Here is a 14,875-nt window from a genome sequence, read left to right as displayed (position 1 = left end):
GTGTCATTTATTATAGAATGCTGTTAGAAGCCGGGAGCCGGAGCGTGTGCCCACACCTGCTATTCAAAGACGCTCTTTTTTCATGAAATATTTGCATTTTTACCATTTTACAAATCAAGTACCATTTGGATACTGAGGCCGGAGCGCGTGTCCGCACGCGCTATTCAAAGCCTCTGTCTTTCACGAAGTATTTGCAATTTTTTTACCCTCTTACAAAGAGGGTACCATTTGAATATCACAATGCTTGTATGGCATAAGCAATCCCGCCACTTTTTTAATTCCCATTTTAATAATACAGGTTGATAGCCGGCTTTAGTATGGGTGAATAGCTGAAGCGCCCGATTTACGGGCGGTGTTATAACAGGCTGCTCCTATTCAAGCCCCTTTTTGATGTAGTATTTACGTATTTACAAATCAGGAACCATTTGGATATTGGGGCCGGCGCGCGTGTCTGCACGCGCTATACATATACCATCACTTTATAAAAGACCTCTGTTTACAAATCAAGTACCATTTGAATATTACAACGCTTATATGGCGTAGGCAACCCCGCCACTTTTTTAAATCCCATTTTATAATACAGGTTGATAGCGGGCTTCAGCATGGTATTACTTTCCAGGTAAATTGTTGAAGCGCCTGATTTACGGGCAGTGCTTATAACAGCCTGCCCCAATAACCAACCAATACTTTTCCCCTGTGCCTTCGGCGATACTGCCATTTTAGCCATTTCAAAATCATAATCCGAACCATTCATTTTTATCAGGGCGCATACGCCCACCGGCTCCCCCTGGTAAAGCGCTACCAGTATTTGTCCCCCTCTATCTAATATGTATTCTTCAGGATTATCCAAAGCTTTATAATCAGCCTCTTCCATTTCAAAGTAGGTGGAGATCCATTCCTCGTTTAAGGCCTTAAATGCGTCTTTGTATTGCGCTTGGTAGGGAACAATGATCACCTCCTTGCCTTCCCGCAGCTTCTTTTGTTCCTGTACTCTTTTGAATAATGATTTCTGTTCTAATAAAAACTCCCATTCAGCAATAGCCTCCCAAAGATTATGGCTGGCTTCCATCATTAGGTTTTCTACAGCTTCTGCAACATCAGCATTTTGCACCTTCGTTTGCTCTGCAAGCTTTTTTCCTTTTTCAGTAAGTCCGGCAACGTTCTTTCGCTTGTCGTTTGATTTCAGATTATCCTTAACCAGCCCTGCCCGGGCCATTTCCTTAATAATTTTCGTTACTGAAGGCTGGGAATGCCCGATCAGCTCAGCGATTTCGGTAATGGTTTTTGCACCTTCTTCCGATAACACGAAGAAAACGGGAAACCATTTAGGTGAGAAATCAACATTATACAACTCATATATCTTAGAAGCGTCGTCAGTTATCTTCGCCGTCAATAGGCGTAACCTGCTTCCAATAGCCATTTTACCTGTTTTATCAAATATATTCATAACAATATAATAAACTACATAACTAGTTATGCAAACTTACGATTTTTTTCCTTCTGCATGCTTGTTTTTGTTTGGCTATGGCAATTGCGCAGGAAAAAAATTTTTTCTTCCAGGCATACAGGGTTGAAGAGCACAGGCGGCCCCTTTGCCGTTTACTGTAATTCAGCTAAATTCGCAGGGTTTAATGCTCATCGTTCGGACCTTGTCAATCTTTCGAAAATAAAGCTTCCGACAAAAAAGGTTTAAAAATGTGCCTTTGAAGAGTTCTTAAACAAAAGGGAGGGTTTTTTAAACTGCCGGTACCTTAAAATTGTTCTTACTATCAAATTAAATATAAAAATTAATAACACATGGCATACGATGTAGTAGTGTTGGGAAGCGGTCCGGGCGGTTACGTAGCGGCTATCAGGGCATCTCAACTGGGTTTAAAAACCGCAATTATTGAAAAGGAAAGCCTGGGAGGTATTTGCTTAAACTGGGGTTGTATTCCTACTAAAGCTTTATTGAAAAGCGCGCAGGTATACAATGATATTAAGCACGCGCAGGATTTCGGTATCGAAGCAACGGGTAAGCCCAATTTCGAAGCTATTGTAAAACGTAGCCGTGGTGTAGCAGATAAAATGAGCAAAGGTGTTCAGTTTTTGATGCGTAAAAATAAAATTGATGTTGTAATGGGCTTTGGAACCCTGAAAGGCAAAGGTCAGATTGAAGTGAAGGGCGCTGATGGAAAAACACAGATTGTAGAAGGGAAACATATTATTATTGCTACAGGTGGCCGCAGCCGCGAATTACCTGCTTTAAAACAGGATGGTAAGAAGATCATTGGATACCGTGAAGCAATGGTGCTGCCTCAACAGCCTAAAAGTATTATTGTTGTAGGTAGTGGTGCGATAGGTATTGAATTCGGTTATTTTTATAACAGCCTCGGCTCTAAAGTAACTGTGGTTGAATTTCTACCTCGAATTGTACCGGTTGAAGATGAAGACATTTCGAAAGAGCTGGAAAAAAACCTCAAAAAACAGGGTATTGATATTTTAACCAGCAGCGAAGTAACTTCGGTAGACACCAGCGGTAATGGTGTGAAAGCTAAAGTAAAAACAGCTAATGGTGAAGTAGTACTGGAAGCAGATGTTGTGTTAAGCGCTGTAGGCGTTGCTGCCAATATTGAAGGTATAGGTTTAGAAACTGTAGGTGTTAAAACTGAAAAAGGAAAAATCAACGTAGATAAATTCTACAAAACAAATGTAGCAGGCGTTTACGCTATCGGAGACTGTGTTCCTGGCCAGGCGCTCGCACACGTAGCAAGTAAAGAGGCTATCATTTGTGTTGAAGCTATTGCACATGCTGAAGGCAAGTACAAGCACCAACCGGAAGCTATTGATTACAACAATGTACCAGGTTGTACTTATTGCTACCCCGAAATAGCCAGTGTTGGTTTTACAGAAGCAAAAGCAAAAGAAGCCGGTTACGAAATTAAAGTGGGTAAATTCCCGTTAAGCGCCAGCGGTAAAGCAAGCGCTGCAGGCCATGCGGAAGGTTTTGTGAAAGTGATCTTCGATGCCAAATACGGCGAATGGTTAGGTACACACATGATTGGTTACAATGTTACAGAGATCATTTCTGAAACAGTAGTAGGCCGCAAGCTGGAAACAACTTATCATGAAGTATTAAACGCTATTCATCCGCACCCCACTATCAGTGAGAGTGTAAAAGATGCTATTGAAGTAGCTTATGGTGAAGCGATACATTTATAACAGAATTGGGTTAATAAGTAAGCCTCCCCCTCCGGGGAGGTTTTTTTATGCCTGCCCTGTTCTTATCTTTAAGCAGTTCTGCCGGGGTTACCCGATCATTCCTATAACTCATCAAAAAACAATAATGAAAAAAGTAGCTATCCTGCTGTTATTATCCTATGTAGCATTATTTTCAAAAGCTGCTATTGTTGATACGGTTAACATATACAGCAATGCGATGAAGAAAAGCGCAGCCTGTGTGGTGATCAAACCCCAAAGCTATGCGCAGGCCGATCATTTTCCAGTTGTATACCTGCTACATGGAGCCGTTGGAAAATATGCCACATGGATTATGCGTGTGCCTGAACTACAGGCTTACGCAGATCAATACCAGCTGATGATTGTATGTCCCGATGGAAGCCCCGATAGCTGGTATTTTGACAGCAAAGTGAACCCTGCCGTACGATACGAAACCCATATCAGCACCGAGGTTCCGGCTTATATTGATACACATTACAAAACGCAGAAAAACCGCTATAGCAGAGCCATTACGGGCCTAAGTATGGGCGGTCATGGCGGCCTGTTTCTAGGGCTGCGACATGCTGACATTTTTGGAGCCTGCGGCAGTATGAGCGGTGGCGTAGACATAAGGCCATTTGCCCAAAAATGGAATATTCAAAACCTCATCGGCAACCCGGACTCTGCTGGTTTCGACTGGAAAGATTACACTGTATCTGAGGCTATCGAGCGGTATCCAAAAGATTCGGTCGCTATTATTTTTGATTGTGGCGTGGATGATTTTTTTTATGAAACCAATAAAGCCCTGCATCAAAAAATGCTGGACCTAAAAATTCCACATGACTACACCGAACGGCCGGGTGGGCATGCCTGGCCTTACTGGAAAAATTCGATCAAATATCAACTCTTATTTTTCAGAAGCTATTTTGATGAAATGAAAAGCCGGAATTCCATTCAGCTAGGTTGATGAACCCGTAAATAAATCAGTTAAGTATGATAAGGTTTTATTATATTAGTCATCTATATAAAATCTTATGAGTCAAAAACCACCAATATACACTTTCTTACTTTTAGTGGCAGGCTTGCTATGCCACACAGAGCTAACGGCACAAGCTGCAAAAGCGGACACCGTTATTTACAAGCCAGACTCCACCATTTATGAGAAGGTGGATCAAAAAGCGGCTTACCGCGGCTCCTGGCTCAACCATGTACAACGTAATATCAATATGCGCGTACCCGTAACCAACGGAGCGCCCGATGGTACTTACACGGTTATAATAGGATTTGTAATCAATACAGACGGCACCCTCAGTAATTTTTCGAAGCTTACTGATATGGGGTATGGCATGGAAGAAGAAACGATTCGCATTATTAAAAAATCAGGCAGGTGGATTCCGGCTTTATTGAATGAAAAGGCTGTCAGATCTTACAGAAAGCAACCGCTTACTTTTTTAGTTCGCCGGCTGTAAATACGCTTTACACAGGATTTAACCCGCATTTCTGATGGTTTATAATGGCTTATCTATAACAGTACTTCTTCATGGGGAATGTTAATTGTACACTGTTTCACTGCTATTTCACGCGTTTCCAATAAATTTGCCGCTAAAAATCTGGCCGATGCCTTTCAATCAATTATTAGTTGTATACCTGATTAGTTTACTGCTTGTTTTATTACCGTCGTTTGGTTTGTCTAAATTATTCAAGAAAGCCGGTCGCGAGTCATGGAAAGCGTATGTACCTTTTTACAATACCTGGATCATGCAGGAAATCGCACAGCGCCCTAAACACTGGGTATTCTGGCAATTTATACCCGTTGTGGGTTGGTTTATCACACCAGGTATCTTTATAGAATTCGCGAAGGTGTTTTGCCGTTTTTCTTTTTTAGATCATGCCGCAGCGTCTTTGCTGGCCCCTTTCTATTTTCCGTGGCTTGCTAATAATAAAGATGCCCGGTTTATAGGTGCAGAAGGTGTAAAGAAACATAAAAAGCCGGGTTGGCGCGAGTGGGTAGATGCCGCTATTTTTGCAGTGATTGCCGCTACCCTGATCCGTACATTTATTTTTGAAGCGTATACCATTCCATCCAGTTCAATGGAGAAAACCTTGCTGGTAAGGGATTTTCTTTTTGTAAGCAAATTCAGCTACGGCCCGCGGATTCCCAACACGCCTTTGTCTGTGCCTTTTGTACACAATTATCTTCCCAGCGTTAATACCAAATCCTATTCTACCTTGATAGAATTACCGTATACCCGCTGGTTTGCAGCACCAGTAAAAAGGAACGATTGTGTAGTATTCAATTTCCCTGCCGGAGATACGGTCATACACCGGCCGGAGTTTGAGTCGGCTAATCCTTATTACGATATTAAAAGAAGAGCTGCAGCGGGGTCAGAAACTGATCAGTATATTCTGGCTAATCCCGGCGAATTCCCTGTGGTATCGCACCCGCTGGATAAAACAGACAACTATATTAAGCGTTGCGTGGGCATTGCCGGCGATTCATTAAAAATTGTTGATGGTATTGTTTATATTAATAATAAACCTGGCTTTGTATCTCCTACTTCTGCAACTTATTACACTTTTAAAACAAAAAACAACCTGCAGATTGATGAGGATTTTCTCAAAGATGCAGGTATCGCGCTGAATATGGAAAGCGGCAGTCCTGATTTCAGTGCCTGGCAGGATGGTATTTACCACATCAACCTCACCCTTCCCGAGCTGGAAATATTAAAGAAACTACCGGCAGTAGACGCATCCAGTATTGTTAAAGAAGTAGCACGCGGCGATGCAGGGTCTGAAAGTCTTTTCCCTTATTATGATGTTGCCCACGCGTGGACAGTAGATAATTACGGATCAATCTGGATCCCTAAAAAGGGAGGCACTGTAACTTTAAACGCCGAAACATACCCCATGTATGAGCGTGCAATCCGTACTTACGAAGGCAATACCCTGGAAAACAGGAATGGCGCTTACTTTATCAATGGGCAGCAAACCAATACCTATACTTTTAAAATGGACTATTACTGGATGATGGGTGATAACCGTCACAAAAGCCAGGATAGCCGTTTCTGGGGCTTTGTACCCGAAAGCGCTGTGGTGGGTAAGGCCTGGATGATCTGGTTCAGCTATGATAACGGACCCAGATGGAAAAGGCTGTTTAATATCATTAAGTAGGATACTGGATACTGGATATTTGATAGTAGTATGATATTTTGGCCCTTCATCGACCAATAAAGTATCCGGCATCTGCGGATTTATAACCTTTATTTTAACCATCAGGGCGCAAGGATACTATGTATCGGATCAAGTGAGTTGCCGGTCCCTACGCACTTCTGCGCCAGACAACCAAGCCTATCTTTCACACATGCCTTATGCTGTATGTCATCGTTCACTAATAACTAGTCAACTTATTAACTCATCAACCTTTCAACTTGTCAACCTTTCAACCACTTAAGCAGCCAACTTATCAACTAAAACAGCTACCTTTGCACCGCTTTTAACAAAGCACAGTGTTTCCCGGGGTGCCGACCCGCCAGCAGGCGGAGAAGCTGAGATAATACCCGTAAACCTGATCAGGGTAATGCCTGCGCAGGGAAGGAAGATCTTTCTAATCCTTTCTCATTTCAGCATTTCCCTCTCATTAATTTTTTAACCCGCCGGCCCTGAGGCATGGCAAAAAAGAAAAAACAAATGAAGAGGATTCTCATGTTCATTGGCCTGTCATGTACAGCCGGTTCAAATCTTTTCGCTCAAAGGGACACTATCCCATCTGACAGTGTTCAGCTCCTAACCCCTGTTGAAGTACGTTCTACCCGGCTCAACGAAAAATCGCCTTTTGCCGTAAGTAATATTGGCAAAAAAGAAATTGCTAAACAGAACCTCGGACAAAACTTTCCTTACCTGCTTAACCAGATCCCTTCGGTTGTAACCAGTTCCGACGATGGTGTAGGTGTGGGCTATTCTTCAATGCGTATCAGGGGTACCGACATAGCACGTACCAACGTAACCTTTAATGGCATTCCTGTCAACGATCCTGAATCACAGGGGGCTTTCTTTGTAAACTTTGGTGATATTGCATCATCCACCAGCTCGGTTCAGTTACAACGCGGTGTGGGCTCTTCCACCAATGGAGCCGGAGCATTCGGGGCCTCATTGAATATTTACAATATCGAGCAAAACAAACAGGCATCAGCCAGCATCAGCAATGCCTATGGCTCCTTTAATACCTGGAAGCACACGCTGCAGGCCGGTACAGGCTTATTACGCGGAGGATTTCAGTTTGATGTGCGTTTATCCAAGATCAACTCAAGCGGGTATATACAGCGTTCAAACAGCGATTTAAAATCTTTGCAGTTCTTAGCCGGATGGACCTCGAAGGATGAAATGACAAATATTAAATTCAATCTTTTATCGGGGAAAGAGAAAACCGGGCAGGCCTGGAACGGAATTGGTACCATTTTCTTCGATGGGCAAGGTCCGGATGGTCTCAACTATAGCGACCAATTAGATCTGGCAGGCAGGCAAACCAATACGCTGGGGAAAATGGCCAATGGGAACTACTATGATGACCAGACAGATAATTACCAGCAGGACTATTACCAGCTGTTCCTGAATCACAAGTTCAATCCTTACTGGTCAGCAAACCTTAGCTTCTTTCTAACACGTGGCAAGGGTTACTATAACGAATACAGAAAAGGCGACCCGTTTTCAGACTATAAATTAGAAAATCCTGTTATCGGAGATTCAATAATTACTTCTACCAATCTTACCCGTCAGCTTTGGCTGGACAATCATTATTATGGAACTGTATTTTCTGTAAACTATAGCAGGAATAATACAGATATCAATATCGGCGGTGCCTATACTCAATATGATGCCAAGCATTATGGATTTATAAGATGGGCCGATGTTGGAGTACCTGTAAATTATAGATGGTATAACCTGCCCGCTTCCAAAAACGACTTTAATATTTATGCAAAACTGCAGCAACAGATCGTTACCAACCTGTATGGCTTTGTTGACCTGCAACTGAGATCTGTAGATTATACGATCGAAGGGTTCAGGAAAAATCAGGGCTTACAATCCGGCGGGAAATACACTTTCTTTAATCCAAAAGCTGGTGTTAGCTATACTATAAAGCATGCTAACACAGCCCAAAGTAAAATATACGGGTCAGTTGCTATAGCCAATAAAGAGCCTAACAGAAATGACTTTGAAGCCAATATAACCGAAGCTCCCCAACACGAGCAACTAACCGACTTTGAGCTCGGTTATCAGTTTAACACCAAAAGGTTTGAAGCCGGCATTAACGGTTATTATATGAAATATAAAAACCAGTTGATTGCCACCGGAAAGATCAATGATGTAGGCGCTGACGCCCGTATTAACGTTGACAACAGCTATCGCGCAGGTATTGAAATAACCGCAGCATATCGCCCCACCTATTGGCTACAAGCCAGTGCCAATGCCACTTTCAGCCGGAATAAAATAAAAAACCTGGTACAATATGATGTTGACTACGACAATGAAGGCCAGATCAGTGAGTCGTTCAGCAATACCGACATCTCTTTTTCACCTAATACGGTAGCCGGAGCCGTGGTAACATTTGAGCCATTTACCAAGCCGGAAAGCAAGCAGCATTTTTACTTTGATCTGCTGGAAAAATATGTGGGCAGACAGTACCTGGATAATTCTCAAAACAAACTCAGGAGCATTAATCCTTATGCGTTAACAGATGCCAGGTTTCGCTACCAGTTTTCATCTAACGTCTTTAAAGACATCAGCATTATATTGATGGTAAATAACGTTTTCAACAAGAAGTATGAAAATAACGGTTATACCTACAGTTATTTGTATGATGGTGTTATGACTACAGAAAACTACTACTTTACCCAGGCCGGCACGAACTGGAATGTTGGACTAACATTCGGCTTCTAAAATAAAAAGACCTGCGGAACCGAATTGCTCCGCAGGTCTTTAAAAATAATATTTACTGTAAGCAGCTTCCTTACTCCGCCTCAAATGCATCTCTCCAGGCCAGAACACCACCCTCTACATTCACTGTTTTTTTGAAGCCTTGTGAATCCAGGTAAAGGCAGGCGGCAGCACTTCTTTTACCGCTTCGGCAGTGGATAATAATTTCCTCATCTTCCTTGCCTTCAAGCGGGCCCAGGTCTCCGTTTTGTATATTACCCAGTGGAATCAATGTTCCCCCGATATTGTACTCTTCGTATTCAGCCGGCTCCCGGCAGTCGATGAGATTTACTTTTTCACCATTGTCAATTTTTTCTTTCAATTGCTGAACGGTAATGGTTTCCATAATATTTAAAGTTTGCTTTTTTATTTATTTATTCATTGTCTACGCTGTCAGCAGGAGAAGGAGAATGCCCGCTTAAGGAATCTACTACCGGCGCTGTAGCGCTTACCCATACATCCATCACCTGCCCGGCCCTGATACTGATGATGTGTCCCTCATCATCAAAACGATCGGGGCTTTGCCTGTAAACATAAGCATTCACGGTATCACGCACGCCCGGATCGGGAATAATGGACGCCAGCTCAATACCCTTCTCCTTTAATAAAGCCCTGGCCTGTCCTAATGTAAGGCCAATAAGGTTAGGGATCGCATACGCGGTATTACTCAATTCCGAACCAATTACGAGGTCCACTTTACTGCCCATACGTATCTGGGCACCGGGTTGTATGAGCACCCCGTTATATAATTGCTCTAATACTGAGTTCTTAGCAAAATCGGGCCTGAATGTAGTATCTCCCAGCTTTAAACCCGCTGCTTCCAGTTCCCTTAACGCATTGCGGAAACTTCGGCCAACTATGTTGGGCATTTGTGTGTAAGGCGGCTGCGACATATTATAGGTAAGATAAACCGTGCGGCTTGATTTCACCACTTCGAGCTCATCGGGCACCTGCCTGATTACCTGAAGCGGCGCGATCGTATCCTGGTAAACACTATCCTGGATCTCTACCGTAAATCCTGCTGCACTCAGTATCTTTTGTGCTTCTGCCAGCGATTTGCCGGTTACGCCCGGAACTGTTTTGGCATCGTCATGGTTGGTAAACCAACCTAACGAACTGATCAGTGCCACAAATAAGATCACCGCTAAAAGAAATCCAACCAATAGGTTCACCCAAAGCGGCTTACCCGTAATAAATCTAAACATTCGACAAATTTATATAGTAAACGTACATAATTTTTTGTTGCCCCGTTAAATTACCTCTTCCCGCAGAAAAATTTATGCCAGTTACATATCCATCAATCAATTATACAAAACATTCCTCCACCAGCAGGCTGTAAAAGTCTTTCAGGTTACCACCCGCTGCAGCTACCTGTTGTGGAATCAAGCTGGCAGCACTCTGGCCGGGTATTGTATTCACCTCCAGCATAAAAGGAGCCCCAACAGCTTCACTATAAATAAAATCAATGCGTATCACGCCTCTGCAGTTGAATATCGCATATACCTGCCGGGCTGCAGCTCTTATTTTTTCTGCAATCAACTCATCTACCTGGGCTGGTGTTACTTCGGTGGATTTGCCTTCATATTTTGCTTCAAAGTCGAAGAAGACCTTTGACTCATCAGCTTTTACTTCCGTCATGGGCAGGGTAATGATCTCACCCCTGGACTTATACACGCCGATAGTGAACTCACGCCCCACGATCATTTCTTCTACCAGCACCTGGGTATCTTCTTTAAAAGCCTTTTCTATCGCAGATTGCAGCTCTTCCGGCTGCAACACTTTGCTCATACCAATGCTGGATCCGCCACTATTGGGTTTCACAAACAGCGGCAATCGCAATTTTTGCAGTATCTCTACAACATCAAGTGGCGAATGATCAAATAATAAAACCGATTGGGCTACGTTGATACCCGATTTGCCGGCAACACCGGTAGTGTAGCTTTTATTCATAGTAAGCGCAGATGTGGCGGCACTACATCCTGTGTAAGGTATCTTCAGCATATCGAAATATCCCTGCAACTTGCCGTCTTCTCCTGGCGTACCGTGTAAAGCAATGAGTACCGCATCAAACCTTATCTTTTGATCTCCCTGCTGAACGGTGAAGTCATTCTTATCCACAGCTACGGGGTCACCTTGGTCAGGTTCATAAAACCATCCCTCACGGGTAATATTGATCTTGTAAACATTATACTGTTCGCGATCAAGATTATTTTGAATAGTGGTCGCGCTTTTATAGGAAATCACGGCTTCGCCGGAATACCCGCCTGTAACCAATGCTATATTTTTTTTCATGCTGAATACTGTATTTATGGCTTAACCGGCCCTTGTTTGTTATGAAAAACCTCACAGGTAGAATATCCTGTGAGGTTCTAAAGCGTGGCTAATAAAGGACACGCCATAATTTTTTAAACGTGTAATTTTTCTTTTTTCTCCATCAGCTGATCTACTGTCTCCTGGTACATTTCGTCGGGTACGCAGCAGTCTACCGGGCAAACAGAAGCACATTGCGGCTCTTCATGAAATCCCTGGCACTCTGTACACTTATCGGGCGTTATGTAATAGGTATCCACTGCTAATGGTTCGTTTTTAAAATGGGCGTCTACCACGTTACCGTTCATTAGGGTAAACGCTCCGTTTACCGATGTACCATCTGAAATAGCCCATTCTACTCCACCCTCATAAATTGCATTATTCGGACACTCTGGTTCGCATGCCCCACAGTTTATACACTCATCTGTAATTTTTATTGCCATATCCTATTGTTTGTTTTATGAAACTATATTTGTTCGTATAATCTGCAAAATTACTGAATGGACTTGAAATAGGCGATATCAACCATCAAACAAAAATTCAGGTAAACGGTTTATGACCATTAAATTCGCCTTTTGAAGAGCGAGGCAACAAAAAATAAATAAATGACTTTACAAAAACGTATAGAAATACTGGTGCAACTGGGACAGTATATGCAGAAAAATAGCGAAGACTGGCAGCAGGTAAAACAAAACGCCTATTTGCATAACGGCTGGTTTTTGCCCGAATTTATTGATCTGAGCATTAACAATATTGTGCGCCAATTCCTGCAGCGGGAAGCCTTACAGAACTGGATCAGCCAATACCCGGGTTTAACCCGGGAGCCAACTTCAGCCCGACTGGTTGGTATTGTTATGGCGGGAAATATTCCCCTGGTAGGTTTTCATGACTTCCTTTGTGTGTTCATCAGCGGCCATCGCAGCCTCATTAAACCCTCGTCAAAAGATGAAGTATTGATTAAACACCTGGTGGAGAAAATGATCGAATGGGCGCCGGAACTCAATGAATATACTGCCTTTGCTGAGCTGCTTAAGAACTGTGATGCCTATATTGCTACCGGCAGCAACAGTAGTGCGGGACATTTCGAGTATTACTTTAGCAGATTTCCCCATATCATCCGTCGCAACCGCACTTCTGTAGCCATTATTAAGGGTAATGAATCGAAGGAAGAACTGGAACAACTTGCTGACGATATTTACCTTTACTTTGGCATGGGCTGTCGTAATATTACCAAAATATATGTGCCCCGCAATTACGATTTTGAATCGCTGATCAATATTTTTAAGAAATACGATTACCTGGCCGATCATCACAAATACAAGAACAATTACGATTACAACCTGGCGTTGCATCTGCTCAATCATAACTATTACATGAGTAATGCCTCGCTGCTCTTAATTGAAGCCGATAGCCTGTTCTCACCGGTAAGCCAGTTGAATTATGAAATATATGATAATATTGAAACGGTTAAAGATGAATTAAACCATAACAATGATGTTCAATGCGTGGTAGGTAATGGCTTTATCCATTTCGGCCACGCCCAACGCCCCTCGCTGACCGACTATGCCGATGGAGTTGACACGATGCAGTGGCTGACCACTCTTAGATAAGGATTTACCTTTAACATTTAATTGATGATACAAACGAAATAAAAGCTTATCGTTCAACGTCAAACAAAACAAATCGCAAAGTACGAAGACTTTAGTAAAACTTTGTTAAACTAAAACCTGTCAAAAAGAAATACATCTGACAATTTGTTATTTTGTGAAAGAATAGGAATAGTTTTTGAATAACTCATTAAAAAAGTGAACAAGAGTATGAAAGTTAAACAGTTAGTACTGGTAGTAGTTGTAAGTGTACTATCAGCTTTTGCAGGAGTTTACATTTACGGAAAATTTTTCAGGAGCAGCTCCGCCGGGCTAGGACTTCCGGTGGATGGAAAGCTGCCTGTTAATTATGCCAGTTTTTTTGACAATAAGGGTAATGCGGCAGAGCCTACCGATTTTACGAAGGCCTCCCAATCTGCAGTACCTGCCGTGGTGCATATTAAAACCAAGATACCGGCTAAGCAGGTTACCAACGATTTACCCAACAGCAGAGGCGGCCGCGATCCGTTTGAAGATTTCTTCGGAGATTTTTTCGGCGGTGGCATGGGTCCGCAAATCATTCCTGAACAAAGAGCTTCCGGTAGTGGGGTTATCATAAGCCAGGATGGTTATATTGTAACCAACAACCACGTTATTTCTGACAGAGATGGAAAAGGAATCGCTCCTGAGATCAAAGTTACCCTGAACGAGGGAAGAAAAACCTACACCGCCAAAGTAGTGGGTCGCGACCCAAGTACCGACCTGGCAGTTCTGAAAATAGAAGCCACCAGCCTGCCCTACCTGATTTATGGCAATTCGGACAATCTGCAATTAGGTCAGTGGGTATTGGCTGTAGGTTATCCTTTTAACCTGGAAGCTACCGTAACAGCGGGTATTATTAGTGCGAAAGGCAGAAGCATTGGTATTAACAGCCAGCAAAGCCAGTCGCCTGTAGAATCGTTTATCCAAACAGATGCTGCAGTAAACTCAGGAAATAGCGGCGGCGCCTTAATTAATACAAATGGAGAACTGATTGGTATTAACTCGGCGATCCTTGCTCCTGGCGGTACTTATGCCGGTTATTCTTTTGCTATACCTTCTACTATTGTTAGAAAAATAGTGAATGATATTGTTAAGTTCGGCGATGTGAAGCGTGGATACCTGGGTGTTACTTATTCACCTCAGTCTGCCCAGAATGAGGAGTACCTGAAAAGAGCAGGACTGCAGGATGGTGTTTATGTACTAGGAACAGATCCTGACGGAGGCGCCGGTAAAGCAGGTATTAAAAAAGGTGATATCATCACCAAAATCAATGGCAGGGATATTGTTTCCGGACTGGAAATCAGCGGAGCCATTGCAAGTGCACAACCTGGCGACAAGGTGAAACTTACTTATGTACGGGCAGGAAAAGAAAGCACCGTTGATGTAACATTATCAGCACAATCTAAAATGGTGCAGATCACTTCGGCTGAAGCTATTGGCGACCGGTTAGGTGTGGATCTGAAGAATGTTGAAGCGCAGCGCGCTACCCAGCTAAAAATAAAAGGTGGTGTTGAAGTAACCAATATAAAATCTGATGGTCCGTTAAGAAGAACGCGTATGGAGAAAGGATTTATTATTACTTCAGTAAACGGAAGAGAAATTAAGAATGTAGATGAGTTTGCACAAATGTTAGCGCAGGCTAAAGGTAGTACCATTGAACTGGTGGGTATTTACCCGGGATATAGCGGAAGGTACAGCTACCAGATCAATTTGTCGGGAGATGAAACGGATGGCGGCGCATTCTAAAAGAACTTCGTAAACTAATAATA

The 14,875-nt window shown here is 42.8% G+C and carries 12 protein-coding genes and 1 riboswitch; of the genes, 7 read left to right on the top strand and 5 right to left on the bottom strand.

Going from position 1 to position 14,875, the window contains the following annotated elements:
- Positions 1-496: 496 nt before the first annotated feature.
- Positions 497-1,447 (bottom strand): bifunctional helix-turn-helix transcriptional regulator/GNAT family N-acetyltransferase, encoded by a 951-nt coding sequence (locus ACLOAU_RS00990; protein WP_427859953.1) that lies wholly within the window; start codon positions 1,445-1,447, stop codon positions 497-499.
- Between the two features lie 350 nt (positions 1,448-1,797).
- Between ACLOAU_RS00990 and lpdA the strand changes: the two genes are divergently transcribed.
- The 5 genes from lpdA to ACLOAU_RS00965 all read left to right on the top strand — a co-directional run bounded on the left by lpdA (position 1,798) and on the right by ACLOAU_RS00965 (position 9,132).
- Entirely contained in the window at positions 1,798-3,201 is a 1,404-nt protein-coding gene (gene lpdA, locus ACLOAU_RS00985; protein ID WP_427859952.1) for a dihydrolipoyl dehydrogenase, read from the top strand.
- A 124-nt stretch (positions 3,202-3,325) separates the two neighbouring features.
- The gene (locus ACLOAU_RS00980) at positions 3,326-4,165 is read left to right on the top strand and encodes an alpha/beta hydrolase (RefSeq protein ID WP_427859951.1); all 840 of its coding nucleotides are present in this window, start codon (positions 3,326-3,328) and stop codon (positions 4,163-4,165) included.
- A gap of 67 nt (positions 4,166-4,232) precedes the next feature.
- The gene (locus ACLOAU_RS00975; protein WP_427859950.1) at positions 4,233-4,667 is read left to right on the top strand and encodes an energy transducer TonB; all 435 of its coding nucleotides are present in this window, start codon (positions 4,233-4,235) and stop codon (positions 4,665-4,667) included.
- Between the two features lie 148 nt (positions 4,668-4,815).
- The gene (gene lepB, locus ACLOAU_RS00970; protein ID WP_427859949.1) at positions 4,816-6,369 is read left to right on the top strand and encodes a signal peptidase I; all 1,554 of its coding nucleotides are present in this window, start codon (positions 4,816-4,818) and stop codon (positions 6,367-6,369) included.
- Between the two features lie 333 nt (positions 6,370-6,702).
- Positions 6,703-6,808: riboswitch (TPP riboswitch) on the top strand.
- Positions 6,809-6,885: 77 nt separating this feature from the next.
- Positions 6,886-9,132: a TonB-dependent receptor gene (locus ACLOAU_RS00965; protein WP_427859948.1), complete on the top strand. Its 2,247-nt coding sequence runs from the start codon at positions 6,886-6,888 to the stop codon at positions 9,130-9,132.
- Positions 9,133-9,202: 70 nt separating this feature from the next.
- On the opposite strand, the gene ACLOAU_RS00960 is transcribed toward ACLOAU_RS00965, so the two are convergent.
- The 4 genes from ACLOAU_RS00960 to ACLOAU_RS00945 form a co-directional block, all read right to left on the bottom strand.
- Positions 9,203-9,514, bottom strand: a complete 312-nt coding sequence (locus tag ACLOAU_RS00960) for a rhodanese-like domain-containing protein (RefSeq protein ID WP_427859947.1) — start codon at positions 9,512-9,514, stop codon at positions 9,203-9,205.
- Between the two features lie 28 nt (positions 9,515-9,542).
- The gene (locus tag ACLOAU_RS00955) at positions 9,543-10,373 is read right to left on the bottom strand and encodes a PASTA domain-containing protein (protein ID WP_427859946.1); all 831 of its coding nucleotides are present in this window, start codon (positions 10,371-10,373) and stop codon (positions 9,543-9,545) included.
- Positions 10,374-10,473: 100 nt separating this feature from the next.
- Positions 10,474-11,460, bottom strand: coding sequence for a D-alanine--D-alanine ligase (locus ACLOAU_RS00950; RefSeq protein ID WP_427859945.1), 987 nt, complete (start codon positions 11,458-11,460; stop codon positions 10,474-10,476).
- A gap of 113 nt (positions 11,461-11,573) precedes the next feature.
- A complete protein-coding gene (locus tag ACLOAU_RS00945; RefSeq protein ID WP_427859944.1) occupies positions 11,574-11,921 on the bottom strand; it encodes a 4Fe-4S dicluster domain-containing protein in 348 nt (115 codons plus the stop codon).
- Between the two features lie 162 nt (positions 11,922-12,083).
- Here ACLOAU_RS00945 and ACLOAU_RS00940 point away from each other — a divergent pair, with 162 nt between their 5' ends.
- Positions 12,084-13,088: an acyl-CoA reductase gene (locus tag ACLOAU_RS00940; protein ID WP_427859943.1), complete on the top strand. Its 1,005-nt coding sequence runs from the start codon at positions 12,084-12,086 to the stop codon at positions 13,086-13,088.
- A gap of 207 nt (positions 13,089-13,295) precedes the next feature.
- Positions 13,296-14,852, top strand: a complete 1,557-nt coding sequence (locus tag ACLOAU_RS00935) for a trypsin-like peptidase domain-containing protein (protein ID WP_427859942.1) — start codon at positions 13,296-13,298, stop codon at positions 14,850-14,852.
- Positions 14,853-14,875 lie beyond the last annotated feature (23 nt).

Source organism: Paraniabella aurantiaca (assembly GCF_050309965.1).
Taxonomy (GTDB): domain Bacteria; phylum Bacteroidota; class Bacteroidia; order Chitinophagales; family Chitinophagaceae; genus Niabella.
The sequence above is the reverse complement of the archived record's forward strand: the minus strand, read 5'-3'. Positions and strand labels throughout refer to the sequence as shown.